The sequence below is a fragment of the Streptomyces tirandamycinicus genome (genome assembly GCF_003097515.1).
Taxonomy (GTDB): Bacteria; Actinomycetota; Actinomycetes; order Streptomycetales; family Streptomycetaceae; genus Streptomyces; species Streptomyces tirandamycinicus.
In genome coordinates, this window is the sequence record NZ_CP029188.1 from 2300001 (window position 1) to 2319040 (window position 19040).

The 19040-nt window shown below is 73.2% G+C and carries 13 protein-coding genes; 2 read left to right on the top strand and 11 right to left on the bottom strand.

What is annotated here, in order from left to right; genetic code table 11:
- Positions 1–338: 338 nt before the first annotated feature.
- Complete coding sequence (locus tag DDW44_RS10140; protein WP_017945884.1) at positions 339–1346, bottom strand: stage II sporulation protein M; 1008 nt, start codon at positions 1344–1346, stop codon at positions 339–341.
- Between the two features lie 176 nt (positions 1347–1522).
- Between DDW44_RS10140 and DDW44_RS10145 the strand changes: the two genes are divergently transcribed.
- Positions 1523–2482 carry an RDD family protein gene (locus DDW44_RS10145; protein ID WP_206307316.1) on the top strand — a complete coding sequence of 320 codons (960 nt, stop codon included), beginning with the start codon at positions 1523–1525 and terminating at the stop codon, positions 2480–2482.
- Between the two features lie 182 nt (positions 2483–2664).
- Here DDW44_RS10145 and DDW44_RS10150 read toward each other — a convergent pair whose 3' ends face one another.
- From DDW44_RS10150 to DDW44_RS10185, 8 genes are all read right to left on the bottom strand, one after another.
- Positions 2665–3279 carry a hypothetical protein gene (locus tag DDW44_RS10150; RefSeq protein WP_108906217.1) on the bottom strand — a complete coding sequence of 205 codons (615 nt, stop codon included), beginning with the start codon at positions 3277–3279 and terminating at the stop codon, positions 2665–2667.
- A gap of 135 nt (positions 3280–3414) precedes the next feature.
- Positions 3415–4872 (bottom strand): adenosylhomocysteinase, encoded by a 1458-nt coding sequence (gene ahcY / locus DDW44_RS10155; protein WP_017945881.1) that lies wholly within the window; start codon positions 4870–4872, stop codon positions 3415–3417.
- Between the two features lie 342 nt (positions 4873–5214).
- Positions 5215–6192 carry a cation diffusion facilitator family transporter gene (locus tag DDW44_RS10160; protein ID WP_108906218.1) on the bottom strand — a complete coding sequence of 326 codons (978 nt, stop codon included), beginning with the start codon at positions 6190–6192 and terminating at the stop codon, positions 5215–5217.
- Between the two features lie 164 nt (positions 6193–6356).
- Positions 6357–7508: a mannose-6-phosphate isomerase, class I gene (gene manA, locus DDW44_RS10165; protein ID WP_017945879.1), complete on the bottom strand. Its 1152-nt coding sequence runs from the start codon at positions 7506–7508 to the stop codon at positions 6357–6359.
- A 211-nt stretch (positions 7509–7719) separates the two neighbouring features.
- Entirely contained in the window at positions 7720–8853 is a 1134-nt protein-coding gene (locus DDW44_RS10170) for an SIS domain-containing protein (protein WP_108906219.1), read from the bottom strand.
- A 51-nt stretch (positions 8854–8904) separates the two neighbouring features.
- Positions 8905–9087: a Trm112 family protein gene (locus DDW44_RS10175; RefSeq protein ID WP_017945877.1), complete on the bottom strand. Its 183-nt coding sequence runs from the start codon at positions 9085–9087 to the stop codon at positions 8905–8907.
- 422 nt (positions 9088–9509) lie between these two features.
- Entirely contained in the window at positions 9510–10886 is a 1377-nt protein-coding gene (locus DDW44_RS10180; RefSeq protein ID WP_108906220.1) for a phosphomannomutase/phosphoglucomutase, read from the bottom strand.
- A 216-nt stretch (positions 10887–11102) separates the two neighbouring features.
- Positions 11103–11531, bottom strand: coding sequence for a DUF3499 domain-containing protein (locus DDW44_RS10185; protein WP_108908790.1), 429 nt, complete (start codon positions 11529–11531; stop codon positions 11103–11105).
- A gap of 400 nt (positions 11532–11931) precedes the next feature.
- Between DDW44_RS10185 and DDW44_RS10190 the strand changes: the two genes are divergently transcribed.
- Entirely contained in the window at positions 11932–12360 is a 429-nt protein-coding gene (locus DDW44_RS10190; protein ID WP_027734720.1) for a metallopeptidase family protein, read from the top strand.
- A 352-nt stretch (positions 12361–12712) separates the two neighbouring features.
- Here the strand turns inward: DDW44_RS10190 and DDW44_RS10195 are convergent, their stop codons facing one another.
- Complete coding sequence (locus DDW44_RS10195) at positions 12713–14317, bottom strand: DUF5719 family protein (protein WP_108906221.1); 1605 nt, start codon at positions 14315–14317, stop codon at positions 12713–12715.
- The gene (locus DDW44_RS10200) at positions 14314–18270 is read right to left on the bottom strand and encodes a glycosyltransferase (RefSeq protein ID WP_108906222.1); all 3957 of its coding nucleotides are present in this window, start codon (positions 18268–18270) and stop codon (positions 14314–14316) included. Before DDW44_RS10200 ends, DDW44_RS10195 begins: the two co-directional genes overlap by 4 nt.
- Positions 18271–19040: the final 770 nt, after the last annotated feature.

Genomic DNA, 19040 nt, shown 5'->3' on the forward strand with positions numbered 1-19040 from the left:
TTTCCAACCCTACCAGATCCGTTTTCCGTTCCGTTTCCGGTTCGGAATCCATTTCCAGTGGCCGTTGGAGGGCCTGTCGCCTTTCGGCTGCCTTTCGACGTCCTCGACGTTATCAGAATCTTCCGCAGCCGAGCCAATCGGCTTCGCGATCCGGATAAGGATTCGAGGATGGCTTCCCCGGAAATGCCATTTCCGTAGGAAGCGAGAGAGACACCAGACGGTGACGCTCGGAAGGGTGTCCCTCCGAGGCAACCGTTAGAATCTACCTCCCCACACTGCCTGTGTCAATGGGCCGTGGGCGAAGAGGAGACTAGCAGTCTCCACCCCGTGGTCGCACATCAGGCCGCCGTCGGTACCTCGGCGCTGCGGTCCGAAGCGTCGATGTCTCCTGTCTCGCCGGCTCGGGCCGCTCGGCCGCCAAGGATGTAGACATAGGCGAGGAAGGCCAGCTCGGCGACGACCCCGATGGTGATCCTGGCCCAGGTCGGAAGCCCCGAGGGCGTCACGAAGCCCTCGATCACGCCCGAGACGAAAAGGACCAGGGCGAGTCCGATGGCCATGCCGATCGCGGCACGGCCCTGCTGGGCGAGTGCGGCCCGCCTGGTCGTCGGTCCAGGGTCGATCACGGTCCAGCCGAGACGGAGACCGGTGCCGGCGGCGACGAAGACCGCGGTGAGTTCGAGGAGGCCGTGCGGCAGGACGAGGCCCAGGAACGTGTCGAGACGTCCCGCCGACGACATCAGGCCGATCCCGATGCCGAGGTTGGCCATGTTGAGGAAGAGGATCCAGAGCACCGGCACACACAGGAAGGCACCGAAGACCAGGCAGAACGCGGCGGCCTGGGCGTTGTTCGTCCAGACCTGGGCGGCGAACGACGCCGCGGGGTGGCTTGAGTAGTACGTCTCGTACTGCCCGCCGGGACGGGTGAGCTCACGCAGTTCGTCGGGGGCGGCGATGGCCGCCTGGACCTCGGGGTGGGTACCGATCCACCAGCCGATGACGGCGGCGAGCAGCGTGGAGAGAACGGCGGTGGGGATCCACCAGTGCCGGGAGCGGTAGACCGCCGCCGGGAAGCCCGCGGTCAGGAAGCGGATCGCGTCCCTCCATGAGGCGCGGCGGGTTCCGGTGACCACGGCCCGGGCACGGGCGACGAGTTGGGTCAGCCTGGCGGTGATCGCGGGGTCGGGTGCGCTGGACTGGATCAGTGAGAGATGGGTGGCGGTGCGCTGGTAGAGCGCGACGAGCTCGTCCGCCTCGGCACCGCTGAGACGGCGCCCACGGCCCAGGAGGTGGTCGAGGCGGTCCCATTCCGCCCGGTGGGTCATGGCGAAGACGTCGAGGTCCATGGTCGGCTGCTGCTCCAGGCACTGGTCCGGGCCCGCCGCGGGGGCGGTGCGTACAACGACGCGTACATCCGCTTGTACTACTGCGGTGCGCCTGACGTCAGCTTGGCAGACTTGCGTACTGAGGGACCGCGAAGGCCGTGGAACGTCCCGAGGTCAGTGGAGAGAGGGTGGGCGCCGTGAGCGGGGTTGTGACCGGGGATGCCGTCGTACTGGGGCTTCAGCCGGCAAGGCTGCCGAGCCGCGCCCTGGCGGTGGTGATCGACCTCGCCCTCGTGCTGGCGGTGTACCTCCTGATATCCATCGGGCTGGCGATGGCGACGGCGTCGTTGGACCAGGCGGCGGCCACGGCGGTGTCGATCGCGTCGTTCGTCCTTGTCCTCGTCGGCGCGCCGATCGCCGTGGAGACGCTCAGCCACGGTCGTTCCCTGGGCAAGCTCGCGTGCGGGCTGCGGGTGGTCCGCGACGACGGAGGTCCGATCCGGTTCCGGCACGCGCTGGTGCGCGGGGCGATGGGGGTGGTGGAGATCCTGATGACCTTCGGAGCCGTCGCCTGTATCGCCTCGCTGGTTTCGGCACGCGGACGGCGTCTCGGCGACGTGTTCGCCGGGACCCTGGTCGTCCGCGAGCGGATACCGGCCGCCCGGTCCCTGTACCTGCCTCCGCCGCCGCCCTGGCTGGTCGGGCGCTTCACCGAGGTCGACCTCTCCGGCGTGCCGGACGATCTGTGGCTCGCGGTACGCCAGTACCTGACGCGGATGAACCTGCTCGACGCGGAGGTGGGCCGGTCCCTGGCGGAGCGGCTGGCCGGTGACCTGGCCGCCTGCACGGGCACACCCGTGCCGCCGGGGGTGCCGGCCGGTGCGTACCTGGCTGCCGTGGTGCAGGAGCGGCAGACCCGGGACACGCGGCGGGCCTACGCGGCGCCGTCCCCTGCTCCGACGGTCACGGCGAACCCTTCACCCCGCGCGAGCGCCTCGGTCCCGATCGGCACCGCACCGCCCGTCGGCGATGCCGGAACGGCGCTGCCCGCCGTCCGGCCGACGGCGACGGCGCACCCCGCGCCGGGGGCGGCCCGTGTCGACGGCGGTGCCGAGGAGTCGGGGCCGGCGGCGACCGGGTTCGCGCCGCCCGCCTGAGGGCGGCTCGGGAGGCCGGACCGCGGCAGGGCCTGCTCCGGAGCGGCGTCCGGGATCAGGGCGGCCGTTCCCGGGAGGCTCTCGGGCAGCACGGGCTCGGGGCGAGCCCTCGTCCGGGATGCCGCCGCTCCGGCGAACCCGTTCGCGTGGAGAGCGGCTCTCTCAGCTGACGGCGGACTCGTTCAGGTGAAGTGGGAGGGCGGGGTCTCGAGATCCTCCAGTTCGATGCCGGGCGCGGCGAGGACCACGTCGCCCGCGATGTGGACCGTGTACTGCTCGCCGGTGTCCAGGCAGCCGATCCGGTACTCGTCCACGGTCAGCGGGCCGTTGTCAGTGCCGTGCGCTTCACTCTTCACCAGGGCCCAGGACCGGTCGACGGTTCGGGGCGCGAGCACCGGATCGGTGAAGGCGACCAGGCGGACACGGGTCGCCGGGTCGCCGGGTGCGAGACGGAGCAGCCGGGCGGTGGCGACGAGGAAGGCGGGGGAGGTACCGGTGAAGGCGTGGGCACGGACATTGCCTTCGGCCGCGTGGGTGCCGGCGGGGTCGGTGCGTACCCAGGTGACGCCGTCGAGGGCGGCGCCACGTACCTGCCAGCCGGCGGCGTGGAGTTCGAGCCGGATGGGGCGGCCGCGTTCGTCGAGGGCCAGATCGACGGAGCCCGTGTGCTCGCCCGAGGGGGTGGTCCGCTGGGAGACGTAGCGCCAGCCGGAGGGGCCGGGCGCGCAGTGGAAGTGCTCTTCGCCGAGGGGGGTGTGATCGTGCGGATCATGGAGCGAATAGCGGCCGCGGGGCATGGGGGTGCCTGACTTCTCCGGAGTAATGGGCGGGCCCCCGACACGGGGGTGCGGGGGCCTGCCTTGGTGCGCGTGTGCCACTGCCGGGGGTGTGCCCTCCGGTCGTCGATGACCGGGGGCCCACCCCGCGGTGGATCAGTAGCGGTAGTGGTCCGGCTTGTACGGGCCCTCGACCTGGACGCCGATGTACTCGGCCTGCTCGGGGCGGAGCGTGGTGAGCTTCACGCCGAGCGCGTCGAGGTGCAGCCGGGCGACCTTCTCGTCGAGGTGCTTGGGCAGCACGTACACGTCGGTCGGGTACTCCTGCGGCTTGGTGAACAGCTCGATCTGCGCCAGCGTCTGGTCCGCGAAGGAGTTGGACATCACGAACGACGGGTGGCCGGTGGCATTGCCCAGGTTCAGCAGGCGGCCCTCCGACAGCACGATGATCACCTTGCCGTCCGGGAAGGTCCAGGTGTGCACCTGCGGCTTGACCTCGTCCTTGACGATGCCCGGCAGTGCGGCCAGGCCCGCCATGTCGATCTCGTTGTCGAAGTGGCCGATGTTCCCCACGATCGCCTGGTGCTTCATCCTGGCCATGTCCGAGGCCATGATGATGTCCTTGTTCCCGGTCGTGGTGATGAAGATGTCCGCCGTGTCCACGACCTCGTCCAGCGTCGTGACCTGGTAGCCGTCCATCGCCGCCTGCAGCGCGCAGATCGGGTCGATCTCGGTGATGACCACCCGGGCGCCCTGACCACGGAGCGACTCCGCGCAGCCCTTGCCGACGTCGCCGTAGCCGCAGACCACGGCGACCTTGCCGCCGATCAGAACGTCGGTGGCGCGGTTGATCCCGTCGACCAGGGAGTGCCGGCAGCCGTACTTGTTGTCGAACTTCGACTTGGTCACCGCGTCGTTGACGTTGATCGCGGGGAAGAGAAGGACACCGTCGCGCTGCATCTCGTACAGGCGGTGGACACCGGTCGTGGTCTCCTCCGTCACACCCCGGATCTCCGACGCCAGCCGGGTCCACTTCTGCGGGTCCTCCGCGAGGGTGCGGTTGAGCAGACGCAGGATGTGACCGTACTCCTCGCTGTCCGCGGTGGCCGGGTCGGGAGCCTCACCGGCCTTCTCGAACTCGACGCCCTTGTGGACGAGCAGGGTGGCGTCACCACCGTCGTCCAGAATCATGTTCGGGCCGCCGGTGGGCGAATCGGGCCAGGTCAGCGCCTGCTCCGTGCACCACCAGTACTCCTCCAGCGTCTCGCCCTTCCAGGCGAACACCGGTACGCCCCGCGGGCTGTCCGGGGTGCCGTCCGGCCCGACCGCGATGGCGGCCGCAGCGTGGTCCTGGGTGGAGAAGATGTTGCACGAGGCCCAGCGGACCTCGGCACCCAGCGCCACCAGGGTCTCGATCAGGACGGCGGTCTGCACCGTCATGTGCAGGGAACCGGTGATCCGGGCACCGGCCAGAGGCTGAGACTCGGCGTACTCCTTGCGGATGGCCATCAGGCCGGGCATCTCGTGCTCGGCGAGAGTGATCTCCTTGCGGCCGTAATCGGCCAGGGAGAGGTCGGCGACCTTGAAGTCCTGACCGGCTGCGACAGTCGTCATCGCGAGCTGCTCCTCACGGGGTCGAGGGTGTTCGGGCGGGATGGCTCTGCGGTCGCTACGGCGAAACGGACACGCGCAACAGCACACACGGGTGCCGCACGTGCGTGTCCGGACGCCGTGGGACGTCCGCAGCGCAGTCCGTCGGAGGCCCTCTCTCCCTCGGCCGGCCCGCTCGCGGACCGCCCGACCGCCATCAGCAGCGACGTCTGGCTCTGGTCACGAATCTACACCGATCGGCGTCGCCGCCCACAGCCCGCCCGTGCTCCGTTTCCGGCCGGATCGAGGAGGCGCTCCGTACCGGCACGGCGGTACGGAGCCCTCTCGCCGGGACGCGGGGCGTCGTCAGTGAGCCGTCTCGGGGCCGGGGCCGCCCGGGGTCGCGGCCGGGTCCGCGCCCGCCGCGGCGGCCTCCTCGCTGTAGATGTCGGGCTCCAGGTAGATGACGCGCGCGATCGGGACCGCGGTACGGATGCGGTCCTCGGCGGCGTTGATCGCCGCGGCGACCTGCTCCGCCGTGTTGTCGTGCCGCACCGCGATCTTGGCTGCCACCAGCAGCTCCTCGGGGCCGAGGTGCAGCGTGCGCATGTGGATGATGCCGGTCACCGCGTCGCCGTCGACCGTCGCCGCCTTGATCTTCTCGACATCCTCCACGCCCGCCGCCTCGCCGAGCAGCAGGGACTTCGTCTCGGCCGCGAGGACCAGCGCGATCAGGACGAGGAGGATGCCGATGCACAGGGTGCCGATGCCGTCCCACACGCCGTTGCCGGTGATCAGGGCGAGTCCGACGCCGAAGAGGGCGAGGACCAGGCCGACGAGCGCACCGAGGTCCTCGAGGAGGACCACCGGGAGCTCGGGCGCCTTGGCGTGCCGGACGAACTCCTTCCAGGAGCGCTTGCCGCGCACCGCGTTGGACTCCTTGATGGCGGTGCGGAACGAGATGGTCTCCGCGATGATCGCGAAGACGAGCACACCGATCGGCCAGTACCAGTCCGTGATGGCGTGCGGGTGCACGATCTTCTCGTAGCCCTCGTAGATCGCGAACATGCCGCCGACCGAGAACAGCACGATCGAGACCAGGAAGGCGTAGATGTAGCGCTCGCGGCCGTAGCCGAAGGGGTGCTCCGGGGTCGCCGCCCGCTTGGCCTTCCTGCCGCCGAGGAGCAGCAGGCCCTGGTTCCCGGAGTCGGCGACCGAGTGGACGCTCTCCGCCAGCATCGACGAGGACCCGCTGAAGAGGAACGCCACGAACTTGGCTACTGCGATGGCGAGGTTCGCGACGAGGGCCGCGACGATCGCCTTGGTTCCGCCTGACGCGCTCATGGGTGCGTGGTGTCCCTTCGTTGCTGCGGTTCCCGGGACACCCGGAGCTTCCGGGGGCCCGGAGGGGTGTTCCCGGGGTGCCGGGTGCGAGGCTCCCGGGGTGCCCTGGGTGGGGCTCCTGCGTTACGGCGGGCATTGTTGCAGGAGCCCCGGCGGGCGCCGAGTCAGACCGCCACGGTGGCCCGGAAGACGGTACCCGTACCGGACAGTTCGACCTTTTCGCCCGCGGGAACGAACACCGACTCCCCTGGAGCGAGGGTGAGTTCCCCGGCCTCGGGCCGGCCCGCCGTCGCCAGCAGGATCTGCGGTGTGGGCAGGGTGAGGTCCACCGGAGCCGCGCCCCGCGGCCGTACGAAGCGGGAGAGCCGGAACTCGTCGATCGGGGTGTCGTACAGTTCCTCGCCCGACGGCGAGGCCTCGGGCCGCAGCACGCCGGGGTCGCCCGCCTCGAAGCGCACGACGCGCAGGAGTTCGGGGACGTCGACGTGCTTGGGGGTCAGTCCGCACCGCAGAACGTTGTCGGAGTTCGCCATGATCTCCACGGCGAGTCCGCCGAGGTAGGCGTGCGGCACCCCGGCTCCGAGGAACAGCGCCTCACCGGGCTGCAGTCGTACGTGGTTCAGCAGCATGGCGGCGATCACGCCCGGGTCGCCGGGGAAGTGGTGGGCGATGGCGGCGAAGGGGGCGTAGGGCCCGCCGAGACGCTCCGCGGCCGCCGCGGCCTCGGCGACGGTGTGGGCCATCTCCTCCGGGTCGGCGGACAGGACCGCGGTCAGGACCTCGCGAAGCGCGGCCTCCTCGGGGTGTGCGTGGAGGAGGTCGACGTACGGCTTGAGGGAGTCGACGTCGAGAGCTCCGATGAGGTCGGCCGCCTCGACGGGCGGGCGGAAGCCGCAGAGGCCGTCGAACGGGGTGAGCGCGCAGACCAGCTCGGGCTTGTGGTTGTCGTCCTTGTAGTTGCGGTGGGGCGCATCGAGGGGGACACCGGCCGCCTCCTCCGCGGCGAACCCCGCCTGCGCCTGCGACCGGTCCGGGTGGACCTGCAGGGACAGGGGGGCGCCGGCGGCGAGCAGTTTGAGGAGGAAGGGGAGGCGCGGGCCGAAGGCCTCGAGGGCCGGGCGGCCGAGCTCGCGTGCCGGATCCGCGTCGATGATGTCGTGCAGGGAGCCACGGCCGGTCTGCGACGGGGCACCGGGATGGGCGCCCATCCACATCTCCGCCTGCGGCAGGCCGGTCGGGGCGACGCCGAGGAGTTCCGGGATGAGCGTGGTGGAGCCCCAGGCGTAGGGGCGAACGGTGTTGGAGAGGCGGTCCATGAGGGGTGATCCTCGACTCGGTACGTGGCGGATGCGTGGCTGGTGGGTGTCTGCGGTGTGACCGGCGGTGTTGCGGTCCGGGCGGATGGGGCCTGTCCGCCGGAGGGACGCGGGGGCAGGTCCGCGACGGGGCCGTCATCCGGGTGCCGGGGCCGGTGCACGGGTGCCGGAACCATCGTCCGGGTGCCGGGGCCGGTACGCGGGTGCGCGGTCAGGCGTGGCCGTTGCTCGCAAGGGCCAGGTACCCGGCGGCGAAGTCCGTCACCGCGAGGAGCTCGGCGAGGGTCTCCAGCGCGCTGCCGTCCTCCGGCTCCAGTTCGCTGATGGCGGTGTCGTGGCTGAGCGCGAGTTCGCGCGCGGCGGGGGCCGCCGTGAACCCGTTGTCCAGGCTGTCCCGCAGCAGCAGGACCCGCGCCCTGACGGCCTGGGGCTCATCGACACGGTCGCGGAAGAAGTCGTCCGGGTCGGCTCCGGCCGCGAAGTCGCCGGCGAGGAGCATGCCGTGGGCGGGCAGCGCCTCGGGCAGCTCGGCGGCGATGGCGGGCCGGCCGGCGAGCTCGGCCAGTACCGCGGCGAACCGGCGGCCGACGGGACCTGCCGCGCCCTCCGTCCAGATCAGCGGGAGCGTGTCCGCGAGCTCGGCGGCGAGGGTCTTGGCGGGGTTGCTGTACGTCGCGATCGCCGGGCCGCAGCGCTCGGCGATGCTGTCGAGGCGGTCGGCCACGCCCTGCATCGCCTCAGGGGCGGCGGAGATCAGGCCGACCCGGTCGAGGAGCGCGAGAAGCGGGGTGAACAGTGCCCAGAAGGCGCCGGGGCTCGCAGCGCTCGAGGTCTCCTCGTCCAGCTCGTGCGGCGCGGTCGCCATGGGGACGACGAGGCCGTGGACGCGGGCGACGGCGTCGGAGAGGGGGGAACGCTGCGGAGCGACGGCGACGACGGTGCAGCCGCGCCGGTACGCCTGCTCGGCGAGCAGGGCGAGGCCCGGCTCGCTGCCGTCGGTCGTGGCGATGAGGAGGAGGTCGACGGAGCCGGCCCAGCCGGGGAGCGCCCAGCGGAGGGCGCCTGCCGCCGGGGCGACGCCGGTGGGGTGGAGACGGGTGACGGGTGCGGTGGGTCCGGCAAGTTCGGCGAGGAGGTCGGCGACGCCCGTGGCCGCGGTGCCGGGGCCCGCGATCAGCACGGCGCGCGGGCGGCCCTCCGGGGTCAGCTCGGCGATGCCGGCCTCGGCCGCGTGCCGGGCGGCGGTGCGTACGCGTGCCCCGGCCTCCGCGGCGCCGCGGAGCAGACCGCGACGGTCGGCGCGGGCGAGGGCTTCCGGGGCGTCGAGGAGTGACTCGTCGAGCATGGGGGTGGGCCTCCGATTCGCCGAACAGCCGGACAGGTGGGGGCTCGACGCCTACGCGGGGCGGCGGGCCTCGTCCACGAGCAGTACGGGGATGCCGTCCCGTACGGGGTACGCCAGGCCGCAGTCCTTGCCGGTGCAGATCAGCTCGGGGGTTTCGGCAGCCGTCGCGTCCTCGAGCGGGGCGTGGCAGGCCGGACAGGCGAGGATCTCCAGAAGGCCGGCTTCGAGCGGCATGGGATCGTCCTTTCGAACATGCGGATGGGGCCACGTCAGCCTACCGCCGGGGCGCAGCCTGCGCGGCTCGGCGTGCGGTGGGGCGGGTGGGGTGGATGCGGTGGATGGGGTGCCGCGTGGTGGCCGGGTGCGTCCCTCGGCGGCTCCGGGATCCGGCGCGATCCTGAGGGAGGGGATCGGGCGCGGGCCACGCCCGACGGCAGCGGCCTCCATCCCGGGACGGGACGGGACGCCGACGCGGGAGGCCCGCGCCGCCGGTCGGTGCGCAGTGGGCCCGTGCCGCAGACCCGTGCGCGGCAGACCCGTGCGCGGCAGACCCGTGCGCGGCAGACCCGCGGGCCGGTGCGCCGCGGGCCGGTGCGCCGCGGCCGCCGGTTCGGGGACCGACCGGCCGCGGACGGCATCCTTCCCGGCAGGTGGCTTCAGCCGTTCCGGACCAGGCTGAGGACCTCGTCCCGCAGGGCCGACATCGTGGCCTCGTCACGGGCCTCGACATTGAGGCGGAGGAGGGGCTCGGTGTTCGAGGAGCGGAGGTTGAACCACCAGTCGGCGGTGGAGACGGTGAGGCCGTCGAGGGTGTCGAAGGTGACGCCGTCGCGGCCCGCGAAGGCCTCGCGGACGGCGGCCGTGCGGCCCGCCTGGTCCTCGACCGTGGAGTTGATCTCGCCGGAGGCGGCGTAGCGGTCGTACCGGCCGACCAGGTCGGACAGCGGTCCGTCGTGGGTCCCGAGGGCAGCCAGGACGTGGAGGGCGGCGAGCATGCCCGTGTCGGCGTTCCAGAAGTCGCGGAAGTAGTAGTGCGCGGAGTGCTCACCGCCGAAGATGGCGCCGCTGCGGGCCATCTCCTCCTTGATGAAGGAGTGGCCGACCCGCGTCCGTACCGGCGTGCCGCCCTGTTCGCGCACGACCTCGGGCACCGACCACGAGGTGATCAGGTTGTGGATGACGACGCCGCCGCCGTTCCTTGCCAGCTCGCGTGCCGCGACCAGGGCCGTGATCGCCGACGGGGAGACCCCTTCGCCGCGCTCGTCGACGACGAAGCACCGGTCGGCGTCGCCGTCGAAGGCCAGGCCGAGGTCCGCGCCCTCCTCCCGTACCCGCTTCTGGAGGTCCACGAGGTTCTTGGGGTCGAGGGGGTTGGCTTCGTGGTTGGGGAACGTACCGTCCAGTTCGAAGTACATCGGGATGAGCTCGACCGGCAGGGACGCGAAGACCTTCGGCACGGTGTGGCCGCCCATGCCGTTGCCCGCGTCCACGACCACCCTCAGCGGGCGGATCGTCGCCAGGTCCACCAGGGAGAGCAGGTGGGAGGCGTAGTCGTCGAGGGTGTCGCGCTCGGTCACCGACCCCGGGGCGGCCGCGGGGGCGGGAACACCGGACGCGCTCCAGGACTCGACCAGTTCCCGGATCTCCGTCAGACCCGTGTCCTGGCCCACCGGCGTCGCGCCCGCGCGGCACATCTTGATGCCGTTGTACCGGGCGGGGTTGTGGGACGCCGTGAACATCGCGCCCGGCAGCACGAGCTGCCCTGACGCCGAGTACAGCTGGTCCGTCGAGCAGAGACCGATCATGGTGACGTCGGCGCCGCGGGCGGCGGCGCCCCGGGCGAAGGCAGCGGAGAGGCCGGGCGACGAGGGCCGCATGTCGTGACCGACGACGATCGCGTCCGCGCCGGTGACCTGGACGAAGGCCGATCCGAACAGCTCGGCCAGCGACTCGTCCCACTGGTCCGGCACCACCCCGCGCACGTCGTACGCCTTCACGATCTGTGACAGATCAGCAGCAGAGGATGCAGCCACGGCCCAACCTTCCCGAATTCCCTGTGGTCGCAACAAACTACCCGCAGGGGCGGTGGCGGCCGGGGGCAGGCCCGAAAACGACGGGCGGCGAATCGGTGAGGGCTCCCCGGCAGGACCCGGCCAACCGTCTACCGGGGCGCGGGAGGAACCGGGCGGGAGGGAACCGAGGCCGGGGGGGAACCAGGGTCCGGAGGGAAGGGGGGCGCGGGCGCCGCTTCAGGAGTCCGGCGAGCGAAGCACCCTGAGGTGCCCCCGCCGTGCGACCTCCATCGGGTCGGATCTACGGGCTCCCGCGCCGCCGCCGGCCTGGGCCGCGCGCTCCTGCGGACGGGCCGCCTCCCTCACCGCGTTGGCGAGCGCCTCGAGATCGTCACCGCTGGGCCTGGCCGGACCGGAGGCGTCGGAGAGCCGGACGACCTCCCAGCCGCGGGGTGCGGTGAGCCGCTCGCTGTGCTCCGCGCACAGGTCGTAGCAATGGGGCTCGGCGTAGGTGGCGAGAGGGCCGAGGACCGCGGTCGAGTCGGCATAGACGTACGTCAGTGTCGCGACGGCAGGACGGCCGCACGCGGTGCGCGAACAGCGACGTACAGGGCTCACGACGTTGGACGGTACCGCACTCTTGAGCGGGCCGCGACGACTCTCCACCACGTCACTCGACCGTGTCGCGCTGCGAGGTCCCGCACGGCCGCGTTCCGGCCAACTGTACTGACCTGCATGGCAGGAACGGCACACGATCCGGGGCCCCATGCGATCCGGTCACCACTGCATACAAATTGCGTCATTCACCGCGAGTTCAGCGATCCGGGAGAGGCCTCGAACAGAGCCGAATCTTGGCTTGAATGTTCAATAGGCGACAAGCCGAGAGGGTGCCCCCGGGGTGGTCCGGGGAGCCGGCGCCCCAGGGGGGCGGGATACGGCGCCCGGGGGCGTCGAAACGTTCACGCCTCAGGGTGGTGGCCCGTCACCCACGAGGGCGATGTCCGGGGGTTCGGGAGAGGCACGGCCCCGCTGAGGGCCGGTCCGGGAGAGCTACCCTGCGTCAGTGATGGACAGTCCCGTACCGCCCCGCCCCACCGAGCCCAGGCCGCGCCGCCGCGACCGCCACGGCCGGGGGATGCGCGGGCCCGTCGCGCCACCGCAGGTGCCGCTCTCCGTCAGCCGGGCCGAGTCGTTCCGCGATCTCGTACAGGACTCGGTGGAGCGACTGGAGCGGCGCTGGCCCCAGCTGGCCGAGGTGGATTTCCTGGTGCTGGACGTGCCGGAGTCGCCCGGCGAGAGCGTGCCGCTGGGCAGCTCGGTGCCGGCGGAGAGGGGCAAGCCGGCCAGGATCGTGGTCTACCGCCGGCCGGTCGAGATCCGCACCAAGAACCGCGACGAGCGGGCGCTGCTGGTGCACGAGGTGGTGGTGGAGCAGGTCGCGGACCTGCTCGGCCTCTCGCCGGAGTCGGTGGACCCTCGCTACGGCCAGGACTGACGGTGATGATCGCCGTGGCGTGACTCGGGGTCCGGCCCCAGGGCCGAGCGACTGCCGGGCACGCCCGCGGCACCCGGCACGTACTGGACCGGACCGGGACGGGCCCGCACACGACCCCGGCACCGGCAGGACCGGACCGGGACGAGCCTGCGCAAGACTCCGGCACGCACAGGACCGGCCGTGAGCAGGCAGGCAGGCAGGGAAGCCCACGAGCCCACGAACCTCTTCAGGGCCGGGAGCCGCCCCGGCGCAGGCGTGGAGCTACTCCCCGCGGTGAGCCCACCCCGCCCAGCCGACCCGGCCGCGCACAGCAGCCGCCGGCCACCGTGGCGGGCCGGGTCGGCGGGCTCCGTCAGTCGCCGAGGACGGAGAGGTCCTGCCGCGCCGCCGGGACCTCGACCAGGCCGCGGTCGTCCGGCAGGGTCTGGACGGTGAACATCTCGATGCCGTCCTCCGGGAGCAGCAGTGCGCGGGCCGCGTGGACCGGACCGCCGGACTGGGGCTCGACGATCAGCGCGTAGGAGCCCTTCAGTCCGGCCGGGACGGGCGGGCTGACCGCCAGCGTCGTGCCGCCCTTGACCGTGTACGTCTTGACGGCCTGGGTTCCGCCCTCGGTACCGGCCGAGGCCGTCACCTTGACCCGGGCGGTCCCGCCGGGCGCGGTGAGGGAGAGCACCGAGCCCTCGGCACGGTTGTCGGCGGCGGTGGCCCGCTCCGTGACCGGCGCGGTCGCCGGAATGTAGGCGATCTCCTGCTTGTCGCCCTTGCCCCGGGTGACCTGGAGGGCGGCGACCACCGGCGCCGCCGGGGCGCCCTCGGCCGGGCCCAGGAGGATCGAGCCCGCCTCGCCCCTGGTGACGTCCTTCATGTCGAGCGAGGCCGTCATGCCGGACTTGACCCGAAGGCTCTCCGCACCGGCGGGGTTGATCGTGCCGGTCGCGCTCGCCAGCCGCACCTTCAGCTCCGCGTCGTCGTCACCGGGGGCGAACGCCACCAGCTGCACGGAGGTCGCGTCCGCCGGGACGCCGGGCAGCACCAGCGTGCCGGACGGATCGGCGGACGCCGGCAGCCAGTCGCTGCCGGTCTCGTCCCCGGCGCCCCGCACCACCGCGCCCACCCGCCCGGTACGTGTCGTGACGTGCACGGTCACGTCCTCGGCGGGATCGGTCGTCAGCGTGGAGAGCAGTACGGGGACGCTCGCCCCCGCGGGGACCTGGATGCCGTCGCTCAGCGAGGACTTGAGCGCGCCGTCCTTGCCGTAGAGCTCGACGTCGACGAGCGCGCCGGTGTCGTCGGGGTTGGTCAGGTGAACGTAGTCCTGCCGGTCCTTGGCGAGGCTCGCGCCCGGGAACCAGAGGTCCGTGTCGGGTGCGGTGCAGCTGACGCCGAGGACGCCACGGCCGCTCCCCGCGCTGACCGTGGTGGTCTGCTGGGCGGTCCAGCCGGACGCGAGAGCGCCGGTGGCGGTGCCGACGAGCGCGGGAGCCGCGCTGCCGCTCACCTTGGCGCCGACGGGCTTTCCGGGCTGCGCGAGGGCGACGACGGGCTTTTCGGACGGCGACTTCTTGGTGCTCCCGTCCTGCCCCGCCTCGTCCTCGCCGTCCTTCTTCTCCCCGCCGTCCTTCTTCTCCTCACCGGTCCCGTCCGCGTCGCCGGCCTCTCCCCTCAACGTCGTGACCGAGGGCCTGAGTTCGGCCGTCGAGGTGGTGGAGGAGGCGGCGGAGCTGCTGCCGCCGCCGGCGGCGCCGGACCGCGGGGTGATGGACGTGTACACCGTCTCCGCGATGTCCGATGTCGCCGGGGCCGGGCAGAGCAGGCTGGAGCGCTCCACCGGCAGCCGGGCCGGTGCCTCCGCCCGCGTCGCCGTCCCGCCGTCCGGCGCGGTGAGCGCGGCGAATCCGGTCACGGCGGCGAGGGACGTCACGGCCGCGAGGAGCGAGAGAGTCGTGCGGTTCACTGATTGCTGCTCCCGTCGGGACGCTGCTCGTTCTCGTAGCCGTAGGTGTCGTACCGGTCCGTCTCCGGCCCCGGCCCCGCCCGGTGCGGGTCGTACTCCTGCGGGTCGTACTGCCGCTGGTCGAACTGCCGCTGGTCGAGCTCCTGCGAGCCGTGCCGCTGGGGGTCGTACTGCCGCGTGTCATACGCCTGCTGGTCGTACGACTGCGGGGTGAACTGCCGGTCGTACTGCGCTTCGTAACGCGGCTCGTACTCACCGGCCCCGTACTCCCCGGCCTCGTGCTGACGGGACCCGTACTGCTCGGCCCCGTACCTTTCAGCCCCGTACGGCCCGGTCTCGTACGGCCCGGTCCCGTACTGCGCTGTCCCGTACTGCCCGGACGGCTGCTGCCCGGTCTCGTACGGCTGCTCCTGGCCCTGTGGAGTCTGCGGGTAGGTGTGCTGCCGCGGGTCGTCCTGGTAGCCGCCCGGGTACGCGTCGGCGTACCGGCCGTCCTCGTACGAGCCCCGTCCGGTGCCGGCCGGGACGCCCTCGGCCGCGGGTGCCGGTGCGTCCCACTCGGCGCCGTACTGCGGCTGGTGGGGCACCGCCGTGTACGGGTCCGCGGTATCGGTCCCGGGGTCCGGCCCGTTCCCCTGGTCCGGCCCGGCCTCGGCGCCGGCGGCCTCGGCCTGTGCCGCGCGCAGCCTGCGGGCCCGGCGGCCCTCGCCCTCGACGGGCTGGGCCGGGATCACCGCCTCCTCGTCGGGCAGGTCGTCGTCGATCTCACGGCGCCGCCCGGGCAGGGCCAGCACGACCAGGACGACGGCGAGCGCGCCCTGCGTCCAGGTCCACGCGGTGTGGGTGGCCGGGGCCTCGTGGGTGAGGTCCAGCCGCCCGCCCTCGGCGGGCAGCTCGAAGCCCTGGGCCCAGCCCTCCACTACGGTGCTCTCCAGCGGGCGGCCGTCGAGCGTGGCCTGCCAGCCCTCGTCGGCGCGGTCCGCGAGGCGCAGCACCCGGCCGCCGGGGCCCTTGGGGATGTCCGTGTGGGCCTCGACCGGTCCGGAGGCCACCGGCAGCGGCTCCGCCGTGCCGTCGACGATGACCACGCGGGCGATCTGGCTGTCCACGCGCCACAGCGCGCTGCCGTCGAGCTGGCTGAGCCTGGAGAGACCGGGAGTGGCGTCGAGGACCCTGCTCATCTGGCGCGGGGCGCCGTCACGGACCAGGACGTACCGGATGGCGAAGCCGCTGAGCTGGCTGGTCTGGTCGGCGCCGGAGCCGGCCACGAGGTTGGCCACGACCTTGTCGAGACGCGGGTCGCTGCCGGCGGCCTCGCTGAGCTCGGCATCGCCCAGGCGCCCACCAGAGCCGCGGACCAGCGTGTACGACACCTCCGCCGGCGACGAGCCGCCGAGGACGAGCGTGCGGGGCTGGTCGCGGGTGCCGCTCTCCTCGGCGACGAAGGCCGGGACCTGCACCGGGTCGCGGCGCTCCAGCGGTCCCGCGGCGCCACTGATCATCCAGTTGACGGCGGCGAGCAGCGGCGCCGCCAGCGCCGCGAGGGCGATGACGGCGGCCGCGGGCTGGCGCCAGCCGAAGCTCTGGGCGGCGACGCGCTCCCGGGCGCCTTCGGCGCCGAGGACCGCGGCGGCGATCAGCGCGATGCCGTAGACGAGGGTGGCGGGTCCGGCCCAGCCCGAGCCGTTGGTCAGGGCCGCGAAGACCAGTGCGGTGACCGCGACCGTCCACGCCGTGCGGATCGCGAACCGCCGTTCGCCGCGCAGCAGGGCGGCGAGCGCGGCGAGGACGACGCCGATGAGCAGCAGCCCGCCGACGGTCTTGGGACCGCCGGGGCTGATCCCCAGCAGGTCGAGCGGGGACGCGGCGCCGGTGTCGAACTCGAGTCCCACCTCGCGCAGAAGGCGGGACGGCTCGGTCAGCAGCGACAGCGACCAGGGGGCGAGGACCAGCAGCGGGGTGCCGGTCACGGCGAGGAAGCGCAGCCCGTGGGCGGTGATGTCGGTACGGCGCAGGACGAGCCCCGCGAGGCCGAGGACGACGGCGAGGGGCCAGACGACAGGGGTGAAGGCCATCGCGACCGTCAGCAGCAGTGCGTACGCCCAGGTGGCCCGCCAGCTGCCGCGGGTGCCGTCGGTACGGGCCAGTCCGTGGGCCGCGACGGCGGCGCGGGCGATCAACGGGAGGAGGACCGCGAGGACGGCGGTGCCGAGCCGCCCGGTGGCGAGGGCACCGGTGGCCGCGGGCAGGAAGGCGTAGGCCACGCTCGCCCAGGCCCGCAGCAGACGGGACTCGATCAGCGGACGGGAGGCGAAGTACGCCGTGACGCCCGCGAGCGGCACCGAGCAGACCAGCAGCAGGGTGAGTGCGAAGCCGGTGGAGCCGAGGAACAGGACGGAGAGGGCACTGAGGACGGCGAGGTACGGCGGTGCCGTCTGCGTCCCGCCGGTGCCGAGGGGATGCCATGCGTCGGCGTAGCGGCTCCACAGCCCGGAGAGGTCGTCCGGCGCGGGCAGCAGGGCGCCGCCCGCGAGCGCGCCGCCGCCGAGGAGACCGCGGCAGGCGACGAGGGAGACGGCGAGCAGGAGCGCGAAGAGGACGGGCCCCGGCTTGCGCGCGATCTTCTTGAGCCGGGCGAACTGCTCGACCTCGAGGAAGTCGGCCTCGTCTCCGCCGGGACCGGACTCGACTGCTCCGTGCCGTGAGCCCCCGGAGTCGGAGTCCCGGCCGGCGCCCAGGCTGCCGGCGACCTGTTCGAAGGTGGCCCGGATGGTGGCGCCGGGCGGCGGGAAGAGCGGTCGCAGCTCGCTCGCGTCGACGTGGGAGTCGCCGCGCCTGCGCCGGGCGGCGAGGATCCGCTCCGGGCGCAGCAGGGTGCCGAGGAGGCCCATGACCTCGTCGACCGCCTGGCCGGGCACCTTGCCGACGAGATAGGCGAGGGTCCGCAGCAGGGTGCCGAGGACGAGGCGGAGCAGCACGAAGGGGAGCGCCCTGCCGCGCGCGTTGACGAGCAGGGTGTAGACGGCGCCCGCCTTGTCGACGCGGTGGGCGCCGACGACGGAGCGGCCCGCGCAGTCGATGGTGCGCCGCTCGCGGGCGGCGGCCTCCGCGTGCCGCAGGACGGCGCCGGGGGCGACGAACACGCCGTGGCCCGCGGCGTGCGCGCGCCAGCAGAAGTCCACGTCGTCGCGCATGAGGGGCAGCCGGCGGTCGAAGCCGCCGAGTTCCTCCCAGACGTCGCGGCGCACGAGCATGCCGGCGGAGGAGACGGACAGCACCGGGCGGACCTGGTCGTGCTGGCCCTGGTCCTGCTCCCGGCGGTCGAGCCCGGTCCAGCGGCGGCCGCTGTTGGCGATGGACACGCCGGCCTCGAGCAGCTGCTTGCGGTCGTACCAGCCGCGCAGCTTGGGACCGATGACCGCGGCGGTCCGCCCGGAGGACAGTTCCGCATCGGCGACACGGAGCAGTTCGGCGAGCGCGTCGGGGGCGGGTGCGCAGTCGTCGTGCAGCAGCCAGAGCCACTGGACCGGTTCGCCGTGGGGCAGTTCCGGCATGTCGTACGCCTCGTCGCGCCAGGTCCTGGTCACCGGGTCCCAGCCGCTGGGCCGCTTCAGATAGGGCAGGTCGTCCGCGGTGAGCACCGGGGCGGTGCGGGCGGCCTCGTCGACGGCGGCACCGAACCCGGTGCGGCGCGCGAGGTGCAGGACCCGGTCGGCGCCGAGCGCCTCGGTGACCAGCCGCGCCGACTCGTCGGCGCTGCCGGTGTCGGCTGCGACGACGTTCTGCACGGGGCGCTCCTGACCGAGGAGCCCGGCGAGGGCGTCGGGCAGCCACCGGGCGCCGTCGTGGGAGACGAGCACGGCGGTGACGACGTGCCGCGGAAACTCGGGCGGGGTGGCGGGAACGAATCCCGCCGGGGTGGCGGGATCAAACCCCGCAGGGGTGGCGGACATTGAGGTACGGGCCCTCCGGCCGGTTCGCCCCCGCGAGGGGGCGTTGGAGCGTCTGGGACGGGGCCCCACACTAACGGTCCGGGGAAGCGGCGTGGCCAGGGCTGCCGACGCGGGGCCGAGGGCCGCCGACACGGGGTGGACGGCTCCGGGGTGGCCCTTGGCGGACGCCGGGTGGGCGGGCGGCGGGCGGTGACGGGCGGACGCCGGGCGGTTGTCGGTGGGGGCGCCGGGCGGTTGTCGGTGGTCGGTGCTCAGGGTCGGTGGTCGGTAGCGGACGCCGGGCGGACGGTGCACGCCTCGGCCGTCGCCCGGTGGGCGGCGGCGACATGGGATGGTCCTCGCCCGGCAGCGGAACCGGCGGCGCACCCTCCCTGGGTGACGCGTGGATCCGGTGGAGACGCGGACCATGCGGACGGACGGCGTCACGGGGTGCGGGGTGTGCGGGGTATGCGGGACGTACCGGCCGGCGGCGGGGGGCGTGCGCACAGGGACGGAGGACCGGGGGTGGAGGACCGGGCTTGAGGACCGAGGACCGGGGTCGGCGTCCGGACGCCGCGGTCTCGGCGGCGGTCACGGGCGTCATGTGCAGCGGCGGACGCGGTCGACGGAACCGTTGACGGAAGCGGTCGGCGGAAGCGGTCGGCGAGCGGGGCCCGCGAACGAGGGTCGACGGCTGCCGGGACGCGCCGCGGCCCGTCCCGACAGGCGGCCCCTGCAGACCGCCGTGCAGACTGCCGCCTTCTTCAGGCCGTGCAGACCGCCGCCTTCTG